This is a genomic window from Lactobacillus sp. OTU4228 (assembly GCF_001006945.1).
GTDB lineage: Bacteria > Bacillota > Bacilli > Lactobacillales > Lactobacillaceae > Lactobacillus > Lactobacillus amylovorus.
In genome coordinates, this window is sequence record NZ_CDLD01000033.1 from 118375 (window position 1) to 142238 (window position 23864).

General features: G+C 41.6%; 26 protein-coding genes and 1 pseudogene. 11 read left to right on the forward strand and 16 right to left on the reverse strand.

Annotated elements, in window-relative coordinates; translation table 11 throughout:
- Positions 1–84 precede the first annotated feature (84 nt).
- The 8 genes from BN1206_RS06425 to BN1206_RS06460 all read right to left on the reverse strand — a co-directional run bounded on the left by BN1206_RS06425 (position 85) and on the right by BN1206_RS06460 (position 9433).
- On the reverse strand, positions 85–453 hold the full coding sequence (locus BN1206_RS06425) for a hypothetical protein (RefSeq protein WP_052543082.1): 369 nt from the start codon (positions 451–453) through the stop codon (positions 85–87).
- On the reverse strand, positions 450–1016 hold the full coding sequence (locus BN1206_RS06430; RefSeq protein ID WP_052543083.1) for a hypothetical protein: 567 nt from the start codon (positions 1014–1016) through the stop codon (positions 450–452). Before BN1206_RS06430 ends, BN1206_RS06425 begins: the two co-directional genes overlap by 4 nt.
- A 118-nt stretch (positions 1017–1134) precedes the next feature.
- Positions 1135–4323 carry a carbamoyl-phosphate synthase large subunit gene (gene carB, locus BN1206_RS06435; RefSeq protein WP_052543084.1) on the reverse strand — a complete coding sequence of 1063 codons (3189 nt, stop codon included), beginning with the start codon at positions 4321–4323 and terminating at the stop codon, positions 1135–1137.
- Entirely contained in the window at positions 4316–5407 is a 1092-nt protein-coding gene (locus BN1206_RS06440; RefSeq protein WP_156172740.1) for a carbamoyl phosphate synthase small subunit, read from the reverse strand. The genes carB and BN1206_RS06440 overlap by 8 nt, the downstream gene beginning before the upstream one ends.
- Positions 5408–5413: 6 nt before the next feature.
- On the reverse strand, positions 5414–6691 hold the full coding sequence (locus BN1206_RS06445) for a dihydroorotase (RefSeq protein ID WP_013438296.1): 1278 nt from the start codon (positions 6689–6691) through the stop codon (positions 5414–5416).
- Entirely contained in the window at positions 6691–7647 is a 957-nt protein-coding gene (locus BN1206_RS06450; protein WP_052543086.1) for an aspartate carbamoyltransferase catalytic subunit, read from the reverse strand. Before BN1206_RS06450 ends, BN1206_RS06445 begins: the two co-directional genes overlap by 1 nt.
- Positions 7648–7792: 145 nt before the next feature.
- The gene (gene pyrR, locus BN1206_RS06455; RefSeq protein WP_013438298.1) at positions 7793–8335 is read right to left on the reverse strand and encodes a bifunctional pyr operon transcriptional regulator/uracil phosphoribosyltransferase PyrR; all 543 of its coding nucleotides are present in this window, start codon (positions 8333–8335) and stop codon (positions 7793–7795) included.
- A 174-nt stretch (positions 8336–8509) separates the two neighbouring features.
- Positions 8510–9433 (reverse strand): dihydroorotate dehydrogenase, encoded by a 924-nt coding sequence (locus BN1206_RS06460; RefSeq protein ID WP_013438299.1) that lies wholly within the window; start codon positions 9431–9433, stop codon positions 8510–8512.
- A gap of 254 nt (positions 9434–9687) precedes the next feature.
- Between BN1206_RS06460 and pyrF the strand changes: the two genes are divergently transcribed.
- The 6 genes from pyrF (at position 9688) to BN1206_RS09785 (ending at position 16012) form a co-directional block, all read left to right on the forward strand.
- Positions 9688–10395, forward strand: coding sequence for an orotidine-5'-phosphate decarboxylase (gene pyrF / locus BN1206_RS06465; protein ID WP_013438300.1), 708 nt, complete (start codon positions 9688–9690; stop codon positions 10393–10395).
- A gap of 1 nt (position 10396) precedes the next feature.
- The gene (pyrE, locus tag BN1206_RS06470; RefSeq protein WP_013642214.1) at positions 10397–11035 is read left to right on the forward strand and encodes an orotate phosphoribosyltransferase; all 639 of its coding nucleotides are present in this window, start codon (positions 10397–10399) and stop codon (positions 11033–11035) included.
- A 522-nt stretch (positions 11036–11557) separates the two neighbouring features.
- Entirely contained in the window at positions 11558–14179 is a 2622-nt protein-coding gene (locus BN1206_RS06475; RefSeq protein WP_052543087.1) for a cation-translocating P-type ATPase, read from the forward strand.
- 96 nt (positions 14180–14275) lie between these two features.
- The gene (locus BN1206_RS06480) at positions 14276–15610 is read left to right on the forward strand and encodes a ClC family H(+)/Cl(-) exchange transporter (protein WP_013642217.1); all 1335 of its coding nucleotides are present in this window, start codon (positions 14276–14278) and stop codon (positions 15608–15610) included.
- 40 nt (positions 15611–15650) lie between these two features.
- Complete coding sequence (locus BN1206_RS06485; protein ID WP_014565993.1) at positions 15651–15929, forward strand: hypothetical protein; 279 nt, start codon at positions 15651–15653, stop codon at positions 15927–15929.
- Positions 15896–16012, forward strand: coding sequence for a hypothetical protein (locus BN1206_RS09785; RefSeq protein ID WP_271885159.1), 117 nt, complete (start codon positions 15896–15898; stop codon positions 16010–16012). Before BN1206_RS06485 ends, BN1206_RS09785 begins: the two co-directional genes overlap by 34 nt.
- A 50-nt stretch (positions 16013–16062) precedes the next feature.
- Here the strand turns inward: BN1206_RS09785 and BN1206_RS06490 are convergent, their stop codons facing one another.
- From BN1206_RS06490 to BN1206_RS06500, 3 genes are all read right to left on the reverse strand, one after another.
- Positions 16063–16581, reverse strand: coding sequence for a GNAT family N-acetyltransferase (locus tag BN1206_RS06490; RefSeq protein WP_013642219.1), 519 nt, complete (start codon positions 16579–16581; stop codon positions 16063–16065).
- 65 nt (positions 16582–16646) lie between these two features.
- The gene (locus BN1206_RS06495) at positions 16647–16943 is read right to left on the reverse strand and encodes a hypothetical protein (RefSeq protein ID WP_014565994.1); all 297 of its coding nucleotides are present in this window, start codon (positions 16941–16943) and stop codon (positions 16647–16649) included.
- Positions 16944–17044: 101 nt separating this feature from the next.
- On the reverse strand, positions 17045–17338 hold the full coding sequence (locus BN1206_RS06500) for a hypothetical protein (protein WP_013438308.1): 294 nt from the start codon (positions 17336–17338) through the stop codon (positions 17045–17047).
- Between the two features lie 211 nt (positions 17339–17549).
- Here BN1206_RS06500 and BN1206_RS06505 point away from each other — a divergent pair, with 211 nt between their 5' ends.
- Genes BN1206_RS06505 through BN1206_RS09550 form a run of 4 tightly spaced genes read left to right on the forward strand, consistent with a single transcriptional unit; the run spans position 17550 to position 19678 of the window.
- Positions 17550–18212 carry a serine dehydratase beta chain gene (locus BN1206_RS06505; RefSeq protein ID WP_013438309.1) on the forward strand — a complete coding sequence of 221 codons (663 nt, stop codon included), beginning with the start codon at positions 17550–17552 and terminating at the stop codon, positions 18210–18212.
- 13 nt (positions 18213–18225) lie between these two features.
- Complete coding sequence (sdaAA, locus tag BN1206_RS06510) at positions 18226–19107, forward strand: L-serine ammonia-lyase, iron-sulfur-dependent, subunit alpha (RefSeq protein WP_013438310.1); 882 nt, start codon at positions 18226–18228, stop codon at positions 19105–19107.
- Complete coding sequence (locus tag BN1206_RS06515; protein WP_013642220.1) at positions 19107–19430, forward strand: metal-sulfur cluster assembly factor; 324 nt, start codon at positions 19107–19109, stop codon at positions 19428–19430. The genes sdaAA and BN1206_RS06515 overlap by 1 nt, the downstream gene beginning before the upstream one ends.
- Positions 19431–19444: 14 nt before the next feature.
- Positions 19445–19678, forward strand: a complete 234-nt coding sequence (locus BN1206_RS09550) for a hypothetical protein (RefSeq protein ID WP_082104760.1) — start codon at positions 19445–19447, stop codon at positions 19676–19678.
- A 94-nt stretch (positions 19679–19772) separates the two neighbouring features.
- Here the strand turns inward: BN1206_RS09550 and BN1206_RS06520 are convergent, their stop codons facing one another.
- The gene (locus BN1206_RS06520; RefSeq protein WP_052543088.1) at positions 19773–20582 is read right to left on the reverse strand and encodes an IS30 family transposase; all 810 of its coding nucleotides are present in this window, start codon (positions 20580–20582) and stop codon (positions 19773–19775) included.
- A 131-nt stretch (positions 20583–20713) separates the two neighbouring features.
- On the opposite strand from BN1206_RS06520, the pseudogene BN1206_RS06525 reads away from it, so the two are divergent.
- Positions 20714–20818: pseudogene (locus BN1206_RS06525) on the forward strand (DNA methyltransferase); the annotation flags it as partial.
- Positions 20819–20864: 46 nt separating this feature from the next.
- Here the strand turns inward: BN1206_RS06525 and BN1206_RS06530 are convergent.
- From BN1206_RS06530 to BN1206_RS06545, 4 genes are read right to left on the reverse strand one after another with little or no spacing between them, the layout of a single operon-like run.
- Entirely contained in the window at positions 20865–21725 is an 861-nt protein-coding gene (locus tag BN1206_RS06530) for a transporter substrate-binding domain-containing protein (protein ID WP_052543089.1), read from the reverse strand.
- A gap of 12 nt (positions 21726–21737) precedes the next feature.
- Entirely contained in the window at positions 21738–22478 is a 741-nt protein-coding gene (locus tag BN1206_RS06535) for an amino acid ABC transporter ATP-binding protein (protein WP_013642224.1), read from the reverse strand.
- A 9-nt stretch (positions 22479–22487) separates the two neighbouring features.
- Positions 22488–23162 (reverse strand): amino acid ABC transporter permease, encoded by a 675-nt coding sequence (locus tag BN1206_RS06540; protein WP_014566016.1) that lies wholly within the window; start codon positions 23160–23162, stop codon positions 22488–22490.
- Complete coding sequence (locus BN1206_RS06545) at positions 23143–23802, reverse strand: amino acid ABC transporter permease (protein ID WP_052543090.1); 660 nt, start codon at positions 23800–23802, stop codon at positions 23143–23145. Before BN1206_RS06545 ends, BN1206_RS06540 begins: the two co-directional genes overlap by 20 nt.
- Between the last annotated feature and the right edge of the window lie 62 nt (positions 23803–23864).

Genomic DNA, 23864 nt, shown 5'->3' on the forward strand with positions numbered 1-23864 from the left:
CTTTGGTGCCATTCACAGTATCGCCATTAGCACCGACAGTTGTGTTGTCGACCAAACCTGCTGGCTTTCCACTAGTTTGATCGATTACTTCTGACTTTGCTTGGCTTGTTTAGTCTTATTGGACTTGGTTGGGCTCTTCTTAGTAGACTTCTTTGAAGGATTCTTCTTTTGAGGAGTCTTCTTGTTAGATTTCTTCTCTTCAGGTTTCTTGGTGTTGTCCTTCTTTGGCTCGTCAGGTTTATTTTCGTCTGGTTTGCCTGGAGTCTTAGAACCTTTATTACCTGGTTGACCTGATGGTTTACCACTTGGTTGGTCACCTGGTTCATCGCCGGTATCACCGCCCGGTTGTACTTCCTTCTCGTAAACCAATTGAACGTCCTTAGGATTTGAAGAACTTGGAGTTAAATCAATTGCGTCAGCCTTACCACTAACTAGCTTCCAAGTACCAATCATACTATCTGAAGTTGTGTATCTATCACCACTATTTGAGTAGTTGCATCCTTTAATGTGGCACCATCGGTAGTATTTGCCTTGTAGTAAATGGTATGAGTGAAGGTCTTACTCAAAGTATTCTTATCAACACTTGAGTTGGTTGGATTTGATGGATCCTTGGGAATATCACTATCTGAAGTCTCTGGAGTAATTTCTTCAACTGCGTGCTTCAAGTAAACGTATTGGTCATGGTCGTTATTATCACCCATGCCCTCAATAAACTCTTGTTTACCAAGTTTACTGATATCAACGTTACCATCTGCACCTTTAACATTACCTGATGCATCGACTAAAACATAACCATCATCGGTAAAGTTCCATAAATTCAACTTAGTAGGATCTGAACTTTCCCCTACATAACCACTGACATTACTAATTTCATGGTTAGTAAGTTCTGTACCATCATTAGCAGTAAATCCATTAGACTTAGTTGATCCATTAACATCAATATAGTGAAGCTTGTATGAAGCTGTCTCTCGGTTGTAAACAAGGTAAAAGAAAAATCGACGCAGAATTATCGGCAAAATTAGGCCAATACTTTAACATGTCTGAAGGATTTTTCTTCCGTCTTCAAAACAACGTAGATAAGCAAAAAGGAACTAGTCTTCTCATCTAGTTCCTTTTACTTTATCTTCCCATTTCCTACTTTAAAGCATCAGTCGCAAATGATCTATTCTCAAGTGCAGTAAGAAGTGCATCCGCAGTATCAAGTGCAGTAAGAAGTGGTACATTTTGCTGAATAGCCATCTGTCTGATAATAAAGCCATCAGAGTTCTTCTCAATATCATGACCCATCGTGTTGATTACCAAGTCGATCTTATCATCCCTCAATTCATTCAAGATGTTGTCATCCGCATTTTCATCTTCATGAACCTTAGTTACCAAGTCAACGTGTAAGTCATGCTTCTTCAAGAAGTCTGCCGTACCCTTCGTCGCAAAGATTCGGTAACCGATTCTGGCGAATCTCTTCGCAATTGGCAAGATCTTTTCCTTATCTCTATCTTCGATTGTGAGCAAGACGTTACCATTTTCTGGCAATTGCATCTTAGCCCCGGCAAAGGCTTTGTACAATGCCTTAGCAAAGGTATGGTCACTACCCATTACCTCACCAGTTGATTTCATTTCTGGTCCTAAGTATGAGTCAACATCAGCTAACTTACTGAAACTGAAGACTGGTGCCTTAACTGAAATCATGTCAGGTTCTGGTGCCAAACCGTCGCTGTAGCCTTGTTCAGCCAAACTTTCACCCATAATTACGCGTGTAGCCACTTGGGCCATTTCGATACCCGTAATCTTGCTCAAGAATGGGACAGTTCTACTTGCACGTGGGTTTACTTCGATGACATAAACTTCACCGTCACGCACGATGAACTGAATATTCATGATGCCGACACAGTGCAAGGTCAAAGCTAACTTTCTCGTGACGTCGGTAATCTTTTCCTTAACTTCTTCAGTAAAGGTTTGTGGTGGGTAAACAGCCATTGAGTCACCTGAGTGAACCCCAGCGTGTTCGATGTGTTCCATAATACCAGGTAAAAGAACATCCTTGCCGTCACAGATCGCATCGACATCACATTCACGACCATCCAAGTAATCATCAACCAAGATTGGGTGATCTGCCGCAATATCAACGTGGTCTTGCAAGTATTCTTCCAATTCGTCCTTGTTGTAGACAATCTCCATTGCCTTACCACCCAAGACGTAACTTGGACGAACCAAGACTGGGTAACCTAATTTATCTGCTGCTTCAAGCACGCCTTCGTGAGTCGTTGCAGTTAAGCCATTTGGTTGGTTAAGTTGCAAATTCTTGATAATTTCATCAAAGAGTTCACGGTCTTCTGCACGGTTAACATCCTTAACCTTAGTACCCAAAATCTTTACACCGTGCTTTTCAAGACCAGCTGCCAAGTTAATTGAAGTTTGGCCACCGAATTGGACAATTGCACCTACTGGCTTTTCCAAATCGCAGACGTTTAAAACATCTTCAAGGGTCAATGGTTCAAAGTAAAGCTTGTCAGAAACCGAGAAGTCAGTTGAAACAGTTTCTGGGTTTGAGTTAATGACGATTGCTTCATACCCCATCTTTTGCAAGGCCTTAACACAGTGCACAGTTGCGTAGTCGAATTCGACACCTTGACCAATTCTGATTGGGCCTGAACCAATTACAACCACTGATTTCTTACCTGACTTATGTGATTCGTTTTCTGTATCATAAGTTGAGTAGAAGTATGGCGTCTTTGATTCAAATTCGGCTGCACAGGTATCAACCATCTTGTAAACTGGTATGATGCCGTTGGCTTTTCTAAAGTTTCTTACTTCATCTTCGCTTTCACACCATAAATGAGCAATTGTTGGATCGCTGAAGCCATATTTCTTAGCAAGGTGCAATGTGTCGACATCGTACTTGTTTTCTTCAAGTGTCTTCTCCATTTCGACCATGTGCTTGACGATATCCAAGAAGTAGAAGTTGATCTTAGTTAATTCATGCACATCTTCTAAGCTGTACCCACGTCTGAATGCTTCTGCTAAGTAGAATAAGCGATCGTCTTGCGCCTTAACTAATTTTTGTTCAAGCTTATCATCGCTAGCTTCATGAGCTTCTTCAGAATAAAGATCCCTTTCATCGATTTCAAGTGATCTGACAGCCTTTTGCATTGCTTCTTCTGCAGTTCTACCGATCGCCATAACCTCACCGGTAGCCTTCATTTGCGTACCTAAAACTCTGTCCGCCTTAGGGAACTTATCGAATGGCCAGCGTGGAAGCTTGCAGACAACGTAGTCAAGAGCTGGTTCAAATTCGGCATAAGTCGTACCAGTTACTGGGTTCTTGATTTCATCCAAAGTCATGCCCACCGCAATCTTAGCGGCCATCTTGGCAATTGGATAACCAGTAGCCTTTGAAGCCAAGGCACTTGATCTAGAAACTCTTGGGTTAACTTCGATAACGTCGTAGTTAAAGCTGGTTGGATCAAGGGCAAGCTGTACGTTACATCCCCCTTCGATCTTAAGTGCTCTAATCAAACGCAGTGAACAGTCACGCAGCATTTGGTATTCCTTGTCTGACAAGGTTTGACTTGGTGAGAAAACGATTGAGTCACCGGTGTGGATACCAACTGGATCGAAGTTTTCCATACAGCAGACGATCATCGCATTATCGTCGTGGTCGCGCATTACTTCGAATTCGATTTCCTTGTAACCAGCAATGGATTTTTCAATCAAACATTCAGTTACGGGTGAAAGTTCCAAACCATTTTTGGCAATTTCAGCTAATTCTTCACGGTTGTGGCAGATACCACCACCGGTACCACCCATTGTGAAGGCAGGACGTACGATGATTGGATAGCCGATTTCATCACCAAAGGCCAAAGCATCTTCAACTGTATTAACCGTCTTGGATGGTGGCACAGGTTCGCCCAACTTTTTACATAATTCCTTGAACTTTTCACGGTCTTCAGCTTGTTCGATTGAATCAAGCTTAGTACCCAAAAGTTCAATGTGCAGTTCATCCAAGATACCAGTCTTTGCAAGAGCCAAAGCCATGTTCAAACCTACTTGGCCACCCAAGGTTGGCAAGATGGCATCTGGATATTCTTGACGAATGATTCTTGAAATTGATTCAACGGTCAAAGGTTCAATGTAGACCTTGTCAGCAATTGTCGTATCGGTCATGATGGTTGCTGGGTTGGAGTTAACCAACACAACTTCGTAACCTTCTTCGCGAAGAGCTAAACAAGCCTGAGTACCAGAATAGTCAAATTCTGCAGCCTGACCAATAATAATTGGACCAGAACCAATCACCATAATCTTATGAATATCTTTTCTCTTAGGCATGACGCTCTTCTTCCTTTCTTTGATCAATCATTGACATAAAGTCATCAAATAGTGAAACCTCATCGTGTGGTCCTGGAGTTGCATCTGGGTGGAACTGGACTGAGAAGGCTGGGTACTTCTTATGACGCAATCCTTCAACAGTGCCATCGTTTACTTCAACGTGGGTAATCATCAAGTTATCTTTATCAACTGAATCTGCATCTACAGCGTAGCCGTGGTTTTGTGAAGTAAAACCGATGTTGCCAGTAGCAATTTCACGGACTGGGTGGTTAAAACCACGGTGGCCGAACTTCATCTTGTGGGTCTTAGCACCGTTGGCTAAAGCAAAGACTTGGTGTCCCATACAAATACCCATCAATGGTACATGCTTTTCAACTTCACGAACCATGTCTGTAGCACCATTTGCGGCCATTTCTTCTGGGTCACCAGGGCCGTTTGAAAGAAGGACACCATCTGGATGAAGGTTTAACACTTCTTCAGCGGTTGCGGTATATGGCAAAACAATACAGTTGCAGTCACGCTCGGCGAGTTCACGCAAGATACTGTGCTTGATCCCGAAGTCGATAACCACAATGTTGCGCTTTGAACCGGGAACTGGGTATGGACTCTTAGTTGAGACGCAGCTGATCACGCCTTGAGTTACATTTTCAGTTTGTAAAATCTTGGCAATCTTGTCTGCATCTTCCTTTGAATCTGCGATCTTACCTCTTAAGGTACCGTGGACACGAAGCTTTTTAACTAAGGCACGGGTATCAATTCCTTGAATGCCTGGGATATCCAAATGCTCTAAGAACTTAGGCAAAGTCGTTTGCATTCTCCAGTTGTCCGGATGGCGGGCAACTTGGTGGCAAATCACGCCCTTGATCTTTGGTTCAAGTGATTCATAGTCAGCTAAAGTAATCCCGTAGTTACCAATCAATGGGTTAGTGAAAACCAAGATTTGATCTGCGTAACTTTGATCAGTGATTGCTTCTTGATAACCGGTCATCCCTGTTGTGAAAACAACTTCACCGGTTGTTTCGCGATCGGCGCCGAAGCCTTCACCGGCATAGATACTGCCGTCTTCTAAAATTAAATAGCGCATTGACATTTACTCTGCTCCTTCCTGGTAGACAACTTTACCGTCAACCATTGTCATCACTGTTGAACCATAAACCTTGTGGCCGGTAAATGGTGTATTGACACCCTTAGACTTAAAGTCTGCTTCCTTGATTTCTTTTTCATGCTCAAGATCAAAGATAGCAATATCAGCAGGCCTTCCTGGTTCGAGCACACCGGCGTTTTTAAGGCCGAAGGTCTTAGCTGGCTTATCGCTGAGCCATGATAATAATTGTTCAAGCGTAAAGACTTTTTCGTTTTTTACAAACTTGGTGTACAAGGTACTAAAAGCTGTTTCGCTGCCTGTGATTCCAAATGCGGCACCTTTCATCCCGCCTTGCTTTTCTTTCTTAGCGTGAGGCGCATGGTCAGTGGCAATCAAATCAATTGTGCCATCAAGTAACCCAACTAACAAAGCTGCTTGATCTTCCTTATTTCTCAAAGGTGGATTCATCTTGTAGTAGCCGTTGTCCTTTGGAATATCGTCATCAGTTAACAAAATGTGGTGCGGTGCGACTTCACAAGTGACGTTGATGCCGCGGGCCTTTGCCATACGGACCAGTTCAACGCTCGTTTTAGTTGAAACGTGGCAGATGTGGTAGTGCACGCCAGTCTTTTGCGCTAAGAGCAAGTCACGCGCAATCTGCGTAGTTTCCGCAAGCTCAGTAACAGGTGGCAAGTTCAACCTTTCTGCGGTTTTTCCGGCGTTGACGATGCCGTGATCAAACAATGAATCATCTTGAGCATGAGTTGCGACAATCAAGTTGTTTTCCTTAGCTTTTTGCATAGCCAGGTACATAGTTTGGGCGGTTTGCACACCGTGGCCGTCATTACTTAAGGCAAAAGCACCAGCTTTTTTCAAAGCGGCATAATCAGGAATGACATCAGTTGTTTCATCATTAGTGATTGGACCGTATTGGAAGACGTGAACGATGCCCTTCTTTTTGTTTTCTTCAACCATCTTTTCCATTAATTCTGGTGTGTTAGGTACAGGAGTGACATTTGGCATGGCACCGACTGTGGTAAAACCACCGCGGGCTGCAGCTTCGCTACCTGTTCTAATATCTTCCTTATAAGTTTGACCAGGATCGCGGTAGTGAACGTGGACATCAACTAAGCCGGGGCTGACTAACTTGCCTTTAGCATCAATTACTTTGTCGCCTGTTAAATCAGTACCGATTGCTTTAATTTTTTGACCGTCAATTAAAACATCTGCTTTAACTAAGCGACCATTTTGATAAGCGGTACCATTCTTAATTACTGTTGTCATTATTCGAGACCTCCGAGCTTTCTTCCGCGTAATACTGCTTCAATCATGGCCATTCTCATGAAGACGCCGTTTTGCATTTGACGGACAAACATACACTTGTCGCTTTCGACCAAGTCACCGCTAAGTTCAACGTCGTGGTTAATTGGACCTGGGTGCATGATGATTGTATCTGGCTTTAATTCATTGTAACGTTTGTGGTTGATGCCATATTTTTCATGGTATGCTTTTGCATCAAATTTCTTTTCATTAGGATCACCTGCATGACGTTCATGTTGTACTCTAAGCAGCATCATGACATCCATGTCAGGGATCACCTTGTCTAATTCTTCATACTTACCGTATTTATCAAATTCCTTTGAATACCAGTAGCTTGGACCTGAGAAGTAGACTTCTGCGCCTAATCTGGTAAGCAGTTCCATGTCACTTTTTGCGACTCTTGAGTTAGTGATGTCGCCGACGATGGCTACTTTTAAGCCTTTGAAGTGGCCGAAATGTTCGTGGATGGTCATCATGTCGAGCATACATTGACTAGGGTGTTGACCACTACCATCACCTGCGTTGATCACACCGATGTTTAAGTGTTGGTGATCTTTTAAGTTGATCAAATCGTTGTAGTACTCATTTTGTGAGTGGCGGATCACTTCAAGATCAACACCTAAGGCATTCATGATGAGTGAAGTGTCGTATAAAGTTTCACCTTTATTAACTGATGAGTGAGCTGGATCAAATGGGATAACTGTTAATCCCAACTTTCTTTCAGCCATTTCAAAACTCGTATGTGTTCTGCTTGAGTCTTCAAAGAACATGTTGGTCACGTATACCGGCTTGGTTAAGCGAGGCGTTGCACCGCCTTTTTTGAAGTATTCTGCTCGCTTGATCAAAGCCTCTACTTCATCAACATGCAAATTTTCAACACTAACAAAATGTGGTAAACTGACAAGATTTAAATTTTCCATTTTCGATTCTTTCTATCAAAAAAAGCCTGAAGCATTTAATTGCTCCAGGCTTTTTCTTCGCACTTTTGTATGCGAAAAACTAAGCAACCCTTCTGGCCCTCTCTGGAGTCAATTAAATGGTTGAATTATTTACTTTTTCTATTTTTTATTTTGGCAAAGCCTTCAGTTCAACTGAATCCTTGCCGTCCTTTTCAACTACATTAACAGCGACTTGTTCGTCGGCAGAAGTTGGAATGTTTTTACCAACAAAGTCTGCACGGATTGGCAATTCACGGTGACCACGGTCAACCAAAACTGCCACTCTGATCGAACTTGGTCGACCAACGTGCATCAAGGCATCCATCGCAGCTCTAATTGTTCGACCGGTGTAGATAACATCGTCGATCAAGACAACGTGCTTGTCATCGATGTCGACACTAACTTGATCAGAGTTAACAACTGGATCTTGCTTCAAGGATGCATCATGACGGTCATCACGGTAAAGGGTGATGTCAAGTTCACCGACCGGAACATCAACGCCTTCAAGTTTTTGAATTCTGTCATGGATGCGGTCAGCTAGGTAAACACCACGTGTCTTGATCCCAACTAATACTAGATCATCGGTACCCTTATTTTGTTCGATGATTTCGTAAGTAATACGCGTTAGCGCACGCTTCATTGCAAGCGCATCCTGAATTTCTTTTGCCAATTTAACAGCCTCCTAATTTTTGCCCATGAAAAAAGCTCCCAGTCTTCTCTGAGACTAGGAGCTTTCTGTAAAGTCGAAACTTAATTTAAGCCTGCCTTGCTAGCCTCACGGGACTAATTTTAAAGGACATTCATTGCTTTAAAGTTACTGTAAATGACAGCGTTTGTCAAGGAATTAATTGAATTTAACTTGACCGACTAAATCGTTGATATCGTCAACGCCTAATTTTTTAAGTTCGACTGGCAAACTATCTGCAATATGCTTGGAGGCGATGCTGTCGTGGAAATGAGCAGTCCCTACGGCAACAGCACTGGCACCGGCAAGCATGAATTTGACGACGTCTTCGGCTGAACTAATGCCGCCCATACCGATGATTGGTAAGTTCACACTTTGGTGAACTTGGGCAATCATGCGCAGAGCAACTGGTTTAACAGCTTCACCGGAGAGACCACCCATGTTGTGACCAAGCACTGGCTTTCTCGTTTTCACATCAATGTCCATACCAAGCAAAGTGTTGATCATGGAAAGACCATCAGCACCGCCCTTTTCGGCAGCTTTGGCGATAGTAACTACATCAGTGACGTTTGGTGTTAGTTTAACGTAGATTGGAACGTTGACCACGTTTTTGATTTTCTGGGTTAACTCTTCAACGACGTCAGGATGCACACCAAAGCTCATACCGCCGCGATCAACGTTAGGACAAGAAACGTTGATTTCGAGTGCATTAACTAAACCTGAGTCAGACAACTTCTTAGCGACTTCAACGTAGTCGTCTTCGCTATCGCCACCCACACTAGCCATAATTGGCAGGTCTGGATATTGTTTTCTAAGTGGAACAAGTTTCTCACTAATTACTACGTCAACACCTGGGTTAGTTAAACCAACTGAGTTTAAAACGCCGTCGTCTAAAACAGCGATCTGTGGTTGCGGATTACCGGTTGTCGCATGTGGCGTCGTGGTCTTGATCACCATCGCACCCAATTCGTTTAAATCGAACTTCTTAGCTGCTGGCACATCACCAAAGCCAAAGGTACCACTTGCTGGCATCACTGGGTTCTTCAAATCTAATCCTGGTAAACTTACGCGTGTATTTGTCATAATTTTCCTCCAAAAATGAATGCTCACGGACATTCGCTTATTTTTTAGAACAGATTGTACACGCCTTTTTCATTTTTTCAAAGTCCAAAATTTTATTTGTATTTTATTTTCGATGGTGTTAAACTTCGTTTTGATCAAACTTTAAACGGTACAGAGAGACCGCAAGTTCAAAATATTGACTTAAATTATCTGGGGAAAGTCTATACCTGGTGTCTCTCTGCGCCACGTATAGACTTTTTTTGTGGAGGAAAAAAATGAGTAGACCTGTAATTGTTGCCCTTGATTTGGACAATGAAGAAAAATTACACGAAATTCTGGCAAAACTTGGCAAACCGGAAAACGTCTTTATCAAAGTCGGCATGGAATTGTTTTACAACGCCGGCATTGGCGTAGTTAAAGAATTAACCGATCAAGGCTACAAGATCTTCTTAGACCTTAAGATGCATGATATTCCAAACACTGTTTATAACGGTGCTAAGGCTTTGGCAAAACTCGGCATTACCTTTACTACGGTGCACGCACTTGGCGGCAGTCAAATGATCAAGGCCGCTAAAGACGGTTTAATCGCTGGCACACCCGCTGGCAAGAGCGTACCTAAGCTTTTGGCTGTCACTGAATTGACTTCAATTTCAGACGATGTTTTAGCCCACGAACAAAACTGTTCTTTACCAATGGACAAACAAGTACTCAGCCTGGCCAAGATGGCAAAAGCTGCTGGTGCAGACGGCGTTATCTGTTCACCACTTGAAGTCAAAGAATTGCACGAAGCAATCGGCGACGATTTCTTATATGTCACTCCTGGCATTCGTCCAAAGGGAAACGCTAAAGATGACCAATCAAGAGTTGCAACACCAGCCGATGCTAAGGAATGGGGTTCAAGTGCCATCGTTGTTGGCCGTCCTATCACTTTAGCCAGTGATCCAGAAGCTGCTTATGAAGCAATCAAGAAGGAGTTTAATTAAAATGCATAAAGATCAAATTATTTCTCAACTTATCCAAGAAAAAATCATCACTATCTCACCTGACAAACCATTTACCTATGCAAGTGGGATGCTTTCACCAATCTACACTGACTTGCGTTTGACTGTTTCTTACCCAGAATTACGCGACATGATTGCCAGTGACTTAGCTAACTTAATTGCAAAAGAATTTCCTGAAGCAACCATTATCGGTGGTGTCGCTACTGCCGGTATCCCTCACGCAGCTTGGGTTGCTGACAAGCTTCATTTGCCAATGATCTACGTTCGTCCAAAACCAAAGGATCATGGCAAGGGTCGTCAAATCGAAGGTTGCTTTTCAAAAGACGACAAGATCGTTTTAATTGACGACTTAATCACTACTGGTGGCTCAGTTTTGAACGCTGTTAAGGCAACTGAAAAAGACGGTGGCAACGTAATCGGCGTATCTTCAATCTTCACCTACTACTTGCCAGACGCCAAGGAAAACTTTGCTAAGAGCGGCGTTAAGTATGCTCCACTTCTTTCCTACCCAGAACTTCTCAAGAAGGAAAACGAATCAGGCCATATCTCAAGCGAACAATACGATGTCTTGAAGACCTGGCACGAGGATCCATGGGCATGGGGCAAGAAATTTGAAAAGTAATAAATAATTACCCGTTGCTAACCAGACATCAATGAAATAACCGTTAAACAGCCAGAGATTTATCCAGCGAGTAATCTCATGATTAAGCTTGCTAGGATTTTTACGCTTAAATTGAACGTAAAAATTTAAACCAATGACTAAGCATAAGAATACTAACTGAAAAATATTACCTGCAGTGTGTCCTCGCTTAGGAATCATTTCTAAAATTGTTACGATTAGTGCAAAAATCATTTGCACGTTAAAGATCTGTTGCCAGCGTTTGCGCGGCAAAATCACCTCATTCATATTTTCCCCTCCAATCATGATTTTTAATTATATTATTTTTTTATTGCCAAGAACAATGTCGTATGATTTAATTTTAATATACATATAGGGAGTAACCGACAAATAATTGTATTTACGGCGTCATATCACGAAAGCAATTTCCGCTGTAAATTTAAATGGTGAGACTATGCATAAACTTTTTTAAGTTTGGGCATGGTCTCTTTTTTTGTCTAGACACTCCCAATTCTGGAGGATTATATGAAACAGTATTATTTACAGACCAAGGACGAGGTTTTAAAAGAGTTTAAAACCGGCAGCGGTGGTTTATCGACTAAGCAGGCTGAAGAAAACTTAGCCAAATACGGTAAAAACGCCTTAGTTGAAGGCAAAAAGAAAACGGCCTTTCAAGTTTTCTTAGAGCAGTTTAAAGATTTGATGGTCATCATCTTGATCATCGCCGCAGTTATTTCTGCCTTTACTGGTGATTTAGAAAGTACGCTGGTTATCATTGCCGTACTGATCTTAAACGCAATTTTAGGAACGGTGCAGCACGTTAAAGCAGAAAAATCGCTTGAATCGCTCAAGTCGCTGTCCTCACCTAGTGCCAAAGTTCTGCGCAATGGTGAAAAGATCGAAATCGATTCAAAAGACGTTGTACCTGGCGACATCATGCTTTTGGAAGCCGGCGACATGGTTACTGCCGATGGACGAATTTTGGATAACTATTCTCTGCAAGTTAACGAAAGTTCTTTAACCGGTGAATCAACCAATATCGATAAGGCCGACGTTGACTTCGATCATGAAATCCCATTGGGTGACCGTCTCAACATGGTTTACTCAAGTTCACTAGTTACTTACGGCCGCGCTAATGTGTTAGTTACCGGCACGGGGATGAACACCGAGATCGGTAAGATCGCTTCCTTGATGAATGAAACTAAGGAACGTCGTACCCCACTTCAAGTCTCACTTGATAAGTTCTCATCCAAACTGGCCACGGCAATTTTGATCATTTGTGCCATCGTACTTGGCTTGCAAATCTGGCGCGGTCAACCGATTATGGATGCACTTCTTTTTGCAGTTGCCTTAGCTGTAGCCGCAATTCCTGAAGCCTTGAGTTCAATCGTAACCATCGTGCAAGCTATGGGTACACAAAAGATGGCCAAAGAAAATGCCATTATCAAGAACTTGGCTGCCGTTGAATCTTTAGGTTCCGTTTCCGTTATTTGTTCCGATAAAACCGGTACTCTAACCCAAAACAAGATGACCGTTGAAGACATCTACATTGGTGGCGAAGTCTTAAAGCCTGATCAACTAGACTTAGGCAATCAATTACACCGCTACCTTTTATACGACGCAGTATTAAACAACGACTCAAGCTTAAAAGACGGCAAGAGCATCGGTGACCCAACCGAATCAGCCTTACTTGAAATGTACCGCAAGGTGCCAGGCATTGATTTAGGTAACAATCAACTTGGCTTGTCTGAAAGTGATCTTCGTGGTCTTTTAACTCGTCAGCAAGAAGTGCCATTCGACTCTGACCGTAAGTTGATGAGTACCAAGCACTTGATCCACACCGTACCTACTATCTTCGTTAAAGGTGCCATCGACGTCTTGCTTGACCGCTGTGACAACATCCGTATCGGCGATGAAGTTCGCCCAATAACTGATGAAGATAGAAAGAAGATTTTAGCTCAAAACGAACACTTCTCAGAAAATGGTTTGCGTGTTTTAACCTTTGCCTACAAGGAAAAAGACGAAGATCTTACTCCTGAGACAGAACACGGCTTTACCTTCATTGGTTTGGTTTCCGAAATGGACCCACCTCGTGAAGAAAGTATTGAAGCTGTTGCCCGTGCTAAAAAAGCCGGTATCCGTACTGTCATGATCACTGGTGACCACAAGGTTACTGCCGTTGCCATTGCCAAAAAGATCGGTATCTTTAGCGATGGCGACATTGCCGTTACTGGTCTCGAACTTGATAAGATGAGCGACGAAGAACTTGAACAAAAGATTGAAAAGATCGCCGTTTATGCCCGTGTATCGCCAGAAAACAAAATCCACATCGTTAACGCATGGCAAAAGAAGGACAAGATTGTTTCTATGACTGGTGATGGCGTCAACGACGCCCCTGCCTTGAAGAAAGCCGACATTGGTGTTGCTATGGGAATCACCGGTACCGAAGTATCAAAAGATGCAGCCAGCATGATCTTGGCCGACGACAACTTCGCTACAATAATCAAGGCTGTTGCCAATGGTCGGACCGTTTTTGAAAATATTAAGAACGCAATTATGTATCTTCTTTCAGGTAACTTATCTGCGATCATCACTGTTTTGTTTGCCTCAATTGGTGGCTTTCCAGTGCCATTTATCGCAGTTCAGCTTTTGTTCATCAACTTGGTAACCGACTCCCTTCCAGCTTTGGCAATCGGGATGGAGCCTGGTGCACCAGACATTCTTGATAGAAAACCACGTGATCCTAAAGTCGGCATCCTTGATAAGAGCTTAATAACCAAAGTAACTCTTCAGGGGATCATTATCTCAGTTGGCGTTATCGCTGCCTTCATGATTGGTCGTCAAACTAGTGCCGCTGTCGCATGTACCATGGCCTTCTCAACTTTGACTTTTGCTCGTTTGCTTCATGGTTTCAACTGCCGTTCACAGCACAGCATTTTCAAGATTGGCTTTAAGAACAACTGGTACAGCTTGGCTGCCTTTGCAGTTGGTACATTATTATTAGCTTTAATTTTATTTGTACCAGGTCTTCACAGTTTGTTCGCTGTAACTCCATTGACTAACACCCAACTTCTTTGGATTATCGGGTTAGCATTAATGCCTACTATCATCATTCAAATTGTTAAAGTAGTTCAAGAAAATAGATAATTTTTATTCAATATCACATGCAAACAGCCCTGAACAAGGGCTGTTTGCATGTGATAAGATAAAGTTGTACTAAACTTCAGCAATAAGGAAATGATTATGATAAAAACTGCAAAACAAATTTTAAGAAAACCGTTTTCCAGTGACATGTCTTATCACCTGTACCGGGCGATTCTTGTAGGCATCATCACCGGTCTAATCGTAAGCGTCTTTCGCTGGGTAATTGACCATACGATGCAGATCCTCAACTTTATTTACCCGAAGATGGCGGCACAACCAATGTGGCTTGTGCCCTATGTTATCTTGATGATCGTTATCTGCCTTGTACTAGGTCACATCACTAAACCATATTTGAATCAATTAGTCGGTTCTGGTGTACCGCAAATTGAAGCTGTTTTCTTAGGTGAAAACAAGATGCCATGGTGGTCAATCTTATGGCGTAAATTTGTTGGTGGTCTGCTGGCAATCTGCCCTGGCCTAATGCTGGGACGTGAAGGTCCATGTATTGAAATGGGTGCCATGGTTGGACAAGGGTTAGCCGAAAGCATCTTTGAATCAGACAAAGATCAAATTAAGGAACTGCAAGAATGTGGTGTTGCGGCAGGACTTGCGGCTGCCTTTAGTGCACCAATTGCCGGCGCAATGTTCTTAGTTGAAGAAATCTCCTTCAGCTTTAAACCCAAAAAGGTGGTCTCAATTTTAGCCGCCAGCTTCTCAGCTGACTTCATGACTATTCTGTTCTTCGGTAACAAGCCATGTTTATACTTGCCAGTTCGCGGCTACTTCCCAATCAATGCCTACTGGACTTTGCCAATTATCGGTATTGTATTAGGACTTTTAGCTTACGGCTACCAATATACATTGCTTAGCTTGAAGCCCATCTTCAGTAAACTTAAGAAGATTCCTGCTTACTACCACAGCATTATTCCTTTGATCTCGATTATTCCAGTTGGTCTTTGGAATTCTCACCTGCTCGGTGGTTCACACGTTTTGATCACTGATTTGTCCAACCATAAGCTCGACACACAATTACTGCTTGGACCATGGAGTTTGGTAATTATCCCTATCATTCTCTTCGTCATTCGTTTTGTCTTCTCAATGCTGTCTTATGGTTCATCAGTGCCTGGCGGTATCTTCATGCCGATCCTGGTTTTAGGTGCGATCTTAGGCATGATCTGTGCCAACGTCATGATTAAATTAGGCATCATTCCGTCAATGTGCTTCGTTCACATCTTGGTTATTTCAATGGCCGCCTACTTTGGCGCGATCGAAAAAGCACCCTTTACTGCGATCATGCTGTTAACCGAAATGGTCGGTACTGTCCAACAAGTCTTGCCATTAATCATCGTTACATTTATTTCTTACTACGTACTCGACTTGCTTGGCGGCAAGCCAATTTACGAGGCCTTACGCTTGCAAATGGGTTACAAATAGTTAGATAATGCAAAAAATTAAATAGAAAGCCGATGTATCAATGAATGCTTGGAACGATACTAAAGCCATCAACTTTAAGCAAGTTACTGATTATCGCAAAGCCAACATCATTGTGAACGCTGGTAACTACAGCAACACTGGTTGGGCTGGTATCACACAACTGCCTGCTGTACCACGTGGCTACCTCTACGGTTCAATCATTTCACTTAACAACTTCTTCTTGGATCAAGTAAATCCAGAAATTGCATTGTCTGTGCTGAACACGAATTGGGTCACGCTATTGGTTTGGAGCACAACGACAGTCAACCATCAGTTATGAATTCTGCAATTACTGATCAACGTGCTTACACCATCCAACAATGTGATATCGATGCTGTTAAAGCTCTTTATAACGAAAAGTAAAAAAGCCGCATAATTGTTACTTCTTGTAGCAATTATGGGCTTTTTATTTTCTACATATTTAATTCGTAAGCCAAGCGGTCTGGATCAACTTCATCATCGACTTGGATAATACCACGATATTCAAAACCGTTGCCGGTTGCCAGCTTTTGCATTGGCTTATTCAAACGATGGGTATCAACACGAAAGTTTCTGATACCGGTCGCATATTCCAAACTGATGATATCTGACATGAAGATCCTACTTAAGCCTTGACCTTGATAATTTGAACTCAAGCAAATGCGGTGGATCGTTGTATAAGGATCATCGTTGTCGCTCCAGCTGCCACCTTCAATTTTCAGATAATGGGGATCTACACCAGTAATTGCAGCAGTGTAGCCAGCCACCTTATCGCCAACTACTAAGACATATCCATCGCCATTCTTAATATCATCTAAAATTGATTCTTCATTTGGATAGCCATTTTGCCATTGCGTGCTGCCTGACTTTTTCAAAAATACCTTGGCATCCCCAATAATAGCCATAATCTCAGCCAAGTCATCTTTAGTTGCTAATCTTGTGTACTTTTGCATTCTGATCCCTTTCCCACAAATAAAAACGAATTTGTCACAATGGCAAATTCGTATTTTTTATGGATTTATTTTTTTATATAAGGCTTAATGATGTCAAGCAGTTCTTTCAAAGCTACCCAATCTGACATCTCTTGCACTGAGAAAGGCTTGCCAGGTTCTGCAGGTGTACCATTGTCCAAGAACAAGTAAGCATATCCTTTAAAGATATCGATGTTTACGCCGAAACTATTTGCACTTGTGTTAGTTTGACGCAACATCAATGCTGGATAACCTAACTTATCCTTTAAGTGGTGATATACACTCCAATTTTCTGATTCTTTGACGCCCTGTTCAATCTGTTGAACAATTTCTTTATCTTCCATCGTTCTCTTCCTTTTCTTTCTACGCCAAAAATATATATTTACTACTATATTAATGATACCATTCTTATCAACTAATAACCGACTTTAGGGGTTACTTTTTATTAAAATAAGCTAGTCATGTATTCGCTTACCGCACGCTGTTGCATTTCTTGCCAATTATTAAATTTCGTCTCTTTTTTGACAAAATCGTCGATTACTTTGTCATCAATCTTTTCGATCTCTTGGAAGTCCTTCAAGCCAAGTTCTCTTACAAACACATCAATCGTAGCAAAGCTGGTATTCTTTTGCATGAACATTGGACTGAACAAGTCTTGATAAGATACTGCTTGCTGGTCACCGCGTTCTTCAGCAACCTTCTCTAAATTTTGCTTCAATTTGTCTTTTTCGTTAGTCATAATTTATCCTTCTCTAAAAACGATCTTTATTATGCTACTAAATTATACTGAAAATGTATAAGAATAAAAAATTTTTATTTTAGTTAGATTTCAGTAATTACGATTACTCTATTTCTCAAAATATTGAAAATCATCGCAATCTTTACTTATCAATTTCCCATTATCCGTTATAATGAGAAACGAAAATTATAATACATTAGGGGATCTTACAATGGAGAATCGTTACAAGAGCGTCTTTGACATCATCGGACCTGTCATGGTCGGACCGTCAAGCTCACACACTGCCGGTGCCGTAGCCATTGGCCGTGAAGGAAACCGCTTGTTCGGCGGCGTACCTAAAAAAGTTACTGTTCATTATTATGGCTCTTTTGCGCAAACGCACCGCGGACATGGTACTGACTATGCCATCGCTGCAGGAATCTTGGGCTTTACTACAGAGGATTTGCGTGTGCCGCGAGCACCTGAGATTGCGCGCCAACGCGGAATCGATATTCGCTTTGTTGAAGAAGAAGGCCAAAGCCCCATCGGCCACCCTAACACTGCGATTTTAGACATGTCAGATGGTGAAAAGAAGGCCCAATTATCAGGCTGCTCTATCGGTGGCGGTGCCATCGAAGTGCGCGAGATCGTCTTACACGGCATCAACATCAAGCCAGCTGGTTCTCTACCAATCGTGATCTTAGTTGATTTTGAGAGAAAACTTAATCACGAGAGATCCTTATCTGACTTTTTGAAACTCAAGGCCCCTTTTAAGGAAAAAAGAATCTACAAGTCGCACGCTTGTTACATCTATGAGTACGATATCCAAAATTACTTCAAACCAGCCTTAACTGGTGAATTACGGAAGAAATATCCTCACATCATTTGTTTATAGATAGGAAGAAATCATGTACAACCATATTAAAGAAATTGTTGCCGACTCCGAAAAAACAGGCAAACCTATCTCTGAATTAATCATTGAGCAAGAATGCCAAATGTCAGGCTTACCTCGTGAAAAAGTCTGGAACAAAATGAAATACAATCTGGAAACCATGCGCGATGCGGTGAAAAAAGGTCGTAGCGGCAATGGTGTGTTTTCTAGCACTGGCTTAACTGGCGGTGAGGCCGTGAAGATCAAGAAATATATTGAGAAAGGCCACACCCTTTCTGGCGATACGATCATGACTGCCGTACAGAATGCTGTTGCAACTAACGAAGTTAATGCGGCAATGGGTGTCATTTGTGCTACGCCAACAGCGGGTTCATCCGGCACCTTACCTGGTGTCTTGTTTTTATTAGAAAAACGACTCAACTTAACTGAGGAGCAAATGATTCACTTCTTGTTCACTGCCGGTGGCTTTGGTATGGTGATCGCCAACAACGCCGAAATCGCTGGTGCTACTGGCGGCTGCCAAGCTGAAGTAGGCTCTGCCTCTGCCATGGGTGCGGCTGCGGCAGTTGAAGCAGCTGGCGGCACCGCCGAACAAAGCGCACAGGCTTTATCGATTGCAATGTCGAATTTGCTTGGCCTTGTTTGTGACCCTATTGCAGGACTGGTTGAAGTGCCTTGCGTGAAAAGAAATGCGATTGGTGCTGGGAACGCCTTGATTGCGGCAGATATGGCGCTGGCGGGATGCACTAGTGTAATTCCGGCTGACGAATGTATCGATGCCATGAAAAAAGTTGGCCACCAAATGCCAGCATCCCTACGCGAAACAGGAATCGGTGGCTTAGCTGGTACGCCAACCGGACAAGCAATCAAAGCAAAGATTTTTGGTGAGGATGCATAATGAGAGACGGCGAAACAATCAAAAACGACATCATTAACCACCTCGCTCAGGTGATCGACCCTGAATTAAACGTCGACGTGGTTAATTTAGGCTTAATCTATGGTATCGACTTGGACGAAGATGGCATCTGCTTAATCAACATGACTTTGACCACTCCAGCATGTCCCTTGACCGGCTTTTTAATCGATGCAATCACTAAAGAAGTTAAAAAAGTTGAAGAAGTAAAAAACGTGGATGTAGAATTTGTCTGGTATCCGGTTTGGTCGCCGGACCGTATGAGCGACGCCGCAAAGAAGTATTTTGGTTATGAAAAGAAGGATTAATTAAGGGAGTAGTAATGGATATTTGGTATCAAATCGGAATTTTTGTAGGTTTCTTTTTCGTGGGTCTTGCACTTTACATCTTCAGGGGATGTCGCAAAAGCAGCTACCCTGCCAATTTCACTAACTTCATCTTTTCCATTTCGATCTCAACGGCTGGCGTTTTAATCATTATCACCAGCCTGGCCGCAATTCAGCCGCATAACTGGTACACCAGTAGTCAATTCTGGAGAATGCTCATTATAGGCTAAACAAAAATGCTTAATACCAAGTAGGTACTAAGCATTTTTTATATTCTTTTTATTTAATTAGTGAGTTCGTAAATTGCAATAATAAATTGAACACTTATGCTGTTTGATAGATACGATCCAATTCCTTTTCAAAGATTTCATCTGGGGTATGATACGCTAAGATCTTTCTCAGCAGTGAATTGCACCGGGTTTCAATATTAATGATGTCTTGAAGAGAATAGTTATTGATGTAATCACCTTTAGGTATGAACCTACGAATAAGGCCGTTATGTCTTTCAACAGTGCCTTTATCGGGATGAGCATAGTAAACAAGCGTTTTAGAGACTTGCTCTAAATTAGCTAAATCCGCGAACTCCGAGCCATTATCAGTAGTGATTGTCTTGAAGATGTCGTTCCAGTGCTCGCTGTATTGTTTTTGAAGCGTTCTAAAAGCATGCATGACACTGGCAGCGGTCTTATCGGGAATCCGCAAGATTAAAAACTCGCGACTCATTCGCTCAGACAAAGTCAGCAGTACTTGATCATCTCTAGTCTTATGGCCTAAAACCAAACTGCGATTGACACATACATCAAGCGACCAGTTATCTTCAGAGAAATGCTTGTTAACATATTCGATAAAATCAGATTTCTTCAAGAAGTCTGATTTGCGGCCACAATGGTGTCGATTAGCCTGATAAACGCTTTGACCGTGATCAGCCTTGTACCGGCTCTGTTTGCCATGATAAAGAGAAACAGTACCGCGTTTGACTTCATAGCTGATGGTAGACGGGGAACAACCAAGTTCACGTGCAATAGCTCTAAGAGAGAAGCCGTCTTTGATACGAGTTTGGATAATAACCCGCTCTTCGAATGATAAGTGTTTACCTTTAATGCGCTGATTCATGGTAGAATATAAAGAGTCCATTTTTGACCTCCAATAGAAGTTTTTGTGGTTATTAACATTCTATCAAACAGGCCCAGATGGGCTTTTATTTTTTACAAAGTGTTCAATTTAATTTTACAATCGGCCTTGATAAAATCAAAGCAGAAGTAGAACAGGTCGAAGAAGTAAAAAACGTAGACGTAGAATTTGTCTGGTATCCGGTTTGGTCGCCGGACCGTATGAGCGACGCAGCTAAAAAATACTTTGGCATAGAATAAAGAGAAGTAATTCCAACTTTGAATTACTTCTCTTTTCATTTTTGATTTACTTTAATAAAATGTCGCTAGGCACAATTCCTTTACCAAAGTATGGTTTAAGTTCAATTTGGTAATCTTTCTTGAAGAAACCTTCAGCAGTCAAACGATTGATTTGTTTATTAGTCCACTTCAATAAAGATTTGTTACCCTTCTTAACAGCAGGTGCAATAAATTGGTGAGGACCAATTGATCTAATTCCTACTACATATTGCGGATTCTTTTTAATCCAGGCATATAAGTAGGAGTTATCATCAGCTAATGCAGCTCCTCGCTTATTTTTCATTGCATTAAATTGCTGGGTTTCTGAATCAAAACGTAAAAGCTTTATTCCAGGACGGTTAGCAAAGTAGTTTTCACCCGTTGATCCTTTCAAAAGAATCAATTGTTTCCCTCGCAATTGCTTTTCACTGGTAATCGGGTGACTCTTAGGTGAAACAACACCAGTTGATACTTTCATGTAAGGATGGGCAAAATCTACTACTTCTGCTCTTTCTGGAGTCTTGGTAAAGTTGGCTAAGACCATATCTACTTTATTAGAATTCAATGCGTCAACCCGGTTATTTCCGTTAAGTTGGGTAAATCGTGGTTTCACACCTAATTCTTTAGCTAATTCTCGTGCAAGTCGCAAATCAAAACCAACCCGTTTACCTTGAGAGTTAACCCAACCATATGGTGGTAAGTCGCCATAAACACCAATTCGAATATAACCTCGACGCTTAATTTGGGTCACACTATTATTGTTACTCCAACCGCCACCACCAGCAGAACGAGCTAGATATGGTTTAGTTAAACCCATATAAGCTGAAGCTAACACTACGACAGCGGCAATTACACTAATAATAGTGTTGAATATCTTTCGTCCACTCATAGTTTCATCCCCCTAGAAGTCCATATCAGTGAGGAATTGCTGAGCTCTTTCAGATTGTGGTTCAGTAAAGAACTGTTCACAAGGAGTTTTCTCAATAATCCTGCCTTTTTCCAAAAAGAGGACTTGATCAGCGACACGTTTAGCAAAGTTCATTTGGTGAGTAACTAAAATCATTGTCATATGATCATTTTCTGAAAGTTTTTTAACAATATCTTCAATACCACGAACCATTTCAGGGTCAAGAGATGCAGTAATTTCATCAAGTAGAATAACTTCAGGCTTCATAGCTAAAGTACGGACAATTGCCACTCTTTGTTGTTGACCACCAGATAATTCTCGAGGATACGTGTCAGCATATTGATCCATATTTACCCGTTTTAACAAATGATGTGCTTCTTGTTCTACTTCTGCTCGATCTCGTTTTTGGACCTTTGTAGGTGCCAAAAGAATATTTTGCATTACTGTTAGGTTTGGAAAAAGATCATATGATTGAAAAACCATGCCAATCTTTTGTCGAATAGCTTGCCATTCTTTTGGAGAGGACTGGACCTTTTTACCATGAAAGACAATCTCACCATTTTTATAATTTTCCAAACCATTCAGTGTTCTTAAGAGTGTTGATTTACCTGAACCTGAGGGACCCAGAATCGCCAAAACTTCACCCTTTTTCAAATTAAAGCTAATATCGTGAAGTGCTTGCCAGTCACCATAAAACTTGTTTAGATGTTCCACTTTTAAAATTTCTTCAGTCATTTTTCTCACCTATTTTTGCTTTGCCATTAAACTCTTTGCCCATACTGATAAAGGATAATCCAGGATAAAGTAAAAGAAGAAAATCAAACCATAAACCCAGAAAACACCTGTTGGGAATTTTTGATTATTTGCTTCAATAATTTGTTGTCCCACATTGATAACATCCATTACACTGATCAACATTAAAATAGAAGTTGTTTTAATTACTCTTGTTGCTAAGTTGATCGTAGCTGGTAACTCTAACTTGAATGCTTGAGGTAACAAAACATACAAGAAAAGCTGCGTCTTACTCAAACCCAATGCCAAGCCACTTTCCTTTTGAGCTAATGGCACGGATTGCAAAGCCCCACGAACAATATCGCTGAACTCTGCTGCTACCCAAAGCGAAAAAGCTAAGACTGCCATCCAAGTACCCGGCCAATTAATATGCAAGCTACGAGGCAAAATATAATAAACCAAATAAAGTAGAACCACACTAGGTAAAATCCTAAAGATCTCCATGTAGACTCTTAAAATGCAACGAATTATTTTATTCGGCATTGTCCGAAGAACACCGAATATAGTTCCAATAAGCAATCCAATGATAATTGACAAAGCAGCAATCCAAATAGAGGTCCATAAACCAACTAATAGCCGATCAAAGTTGCTACCGCTGAATAAGACATTAATCCCCGAATGCGCCATAACGAACTTTCCTTTCTAGCCAGTTTAAAAGTAAAATTACTGGAATCATAATAATTGCATAGCCGATAACCAACATTAATAAATATTCATTAGACCGGTAATACATTCCGATCAAATCCAATGCCGTATTAGTCAATTCAGGAATTGCAATCACTGTAAAAATAGATGTTTCCTTAATAAGAAAAATCACATTAGCTGCCAAAGCTGGCATACTTAAGGCAAATCCTTGCGGGAACACAATGTATCTTGCTAATTGAAAGCGATTCATTCCTAAAGCTTCACCAGAATTGATTTGACTATCCGTTACCCCTTGGAAGCCACCGGTGAATCCTTCAGCCATGTAGCCTCCCCCAAGGAAAATCAAACCGATAATTCCGGCAGTAATTGATGACATTCGCCAACCAATTACTGGAAATGCATAATACAAAAAGAAAAGTTGAATTAAAAGCGGTGTATTGCGTGCCAATTCGACATAAGCTGTTGCAATCTGACTTAAGATCGGTGTCTTAAAGTATTGCAGCAAACTTGCAATGACTCCAACAATGATTGAGCCAATAATCCCAACCAATGAAAGCCAAACAGTAAGAACGAAGCCATGCCCATATGCTGGCAATGCCTGCTGTATAATGGTCCAGTCCATTTATATACCTCTCATTCATGAAACATCATACTTTAGTGTGAATAATAATAGACTTATTAATA

What these genes read in the sequence shown, in the direction of transcription:
- BN1206_RS06425 (WP_052543082.1), bottom strand. Translation starts at nt 453, where the DNA reads ATGATTGGTACTTGGAAGCTAGTTAGTGGTAAGGCTGACGCAATTGAT.
- carB (WP_052543084.1), bottom strand. Translation starts at nt 4,323, where the DNA reads ATGCCTAAGAGAAAAGATATTCATAAGATTATGGTGATTGGTTCTGGT.
- BN1206_RS06440 (WP_156172740.1), bottom strand. Translation starts at nt 5,407, where the DNA reads ATGCGCTATTTAATTTTAGAAGACGGCAGTATCTATGCCGGTGAAGGC.
- BN1206_RS06445 (WP_013438296.1), bottom strand. Translation starts at nt 6,691, where the DNA reads ATGACAACAGTAATTAAGAATGGTACCGCTTATCAAAATGGTCGCTTA.
- BN1206_RS06450 (WP_052543086.1), bottom strand. Translation starts at nt 7,647, where the DNA reads ATGGAAAATTTAAATCTTGTCAGTTTACCACATTTTGTTAGTGTTGAA.
- BN1206_RS06460 (WP_013438299.1), bottom strand. Translation starts at nt 9,433, where the DNA reads ATGACAAATACACGCGTAAGTTTACCAGGATTAGATTTGAAGAACCCA.
- pyrF (WP_013438300.1), top strand. Translation starts at nt 9,688, where the DNA reads ATGAGTAGACCTGTAATTGTTGCCCTTGATTTGGACAATGAAGAAAAA.
- pyrE (WP_013642214.1), top strand. Translation starts at nt 10,397, where the DNA reads ATGCATAAAGATCAAATTATTTCTCAACTTATCCAAGAAAAAATCATC.
- BN1206_RS06475 (WP_052543087.1), top strand. Translation starts at nt 11,558, where the DNA reads ATGAAACAGTATTATTTACAGACCAAGGACGAGGTTTTAAAAGAGTTT.
- BN1206_RS06480 (WP_013642217.1), top strand. Translation starts at nt 14,276, where the DNA reads ATGATAAAAACTGCAAAACAAATTTTAAGAAAACCGTTTTCCAGTGAC.
- BN1206_RS06485 (WP_014565993.1), top strand. Translation starts at nt 15,651, where the DNA reads ATGAATGCTTGGAACGATACTAAAGCCATCAACTTTAAGCAAGTTACT.
- BN1206_RS06490 (WP_013642219.1), bottom strand. Translation starts at nt 16,581, where the DNA reads ATGCAAAAGTACACAAGATTAGCAACTAAAGATGACTTGGCTGAGATT.
- BN1206_RS06495 (WP_014565994.1), bottom strand. Translation starts at nt 16,943, where the DNA reads ATGGAAGATAAAGAAATTGTTCAACAGATTGAACAGGGCGTCAAAGAA.
- BN1206_RS06500 (WP_013438308.1), bottom strand. Translation starts at nt 17,338, where the DNA reads ATGACTAACGAAAAAGACAAATTGAAGCAAAATTTAGAGAAGGTTGCT.
- BN1206_RS06505 (WP_013438309.1), top strand. Translation starts at nt 17,550, where the DNA reads ATGGAGAATCGTTACAAGAGCGTCTTTGACATCATCGGACCTGTCATG.
- sdaAA (WP_013438310.1), top strand. Translation starts at nt 18,226, where the DNA reads ATGTACAACCATATTAAAGAAATTGTTGCCGACTCCGAAAAAACAGGC.
- BN1206_RS06515 (WP_013642220.1), top strand. Translation starts at nt 19,107, where the DNA reads ATGAGAGACGGCGAAACAATCAAAAACGACATCATTAACCACCTCGCT.
- BN1206_RS09550 (WP_082104760.1), top strand. Translation starts at nt 19,445, where the DNA reads ATGGATATTTGGTATCAAATCGGAATTTTTGTAGGTTTCTTTTTCGTG.
- BN1206_RS06520 (WP_052543088.1), bottom strand. Translation starts at nt 20,582, where the DNA reads ATGGACTCTTTATATTCTACCATGAATCAGCGCATTAAAGGTAAACAC.
- BN1206_RS06530 (WP_052543089.1), bottom strand. Translation starts at nt 21,725, where the DNA reads ATGAGTGGACGAAAGATATTCAACACTATTATTAGTGTAATTGCCGCT.
- BN1206_RS06535 (WP_013642224.1), bottom strand. Translation starts at nt 22,478, where the DNA reads ATGACTGAAGAAATTTTAAAAGTGGAACATCTAAACAAGTTTTATGGT.
- BN1206_RS06540 (WP_014566016.1), bottom strand. Translation starts at nt 23,162, where the DNA reads ATGGCGCATTCGGGGATTAATGTCTTATTCAGCGGTAGCAACTTTGAT.
- BN1206_RS06545 (WP_052543090.1), bottom strand. Translation starts at nt 23,802, where the DNA reads ATGGACTGGACCATTATACAGCAGGCATTGCCAGCATATGGGCATGGC.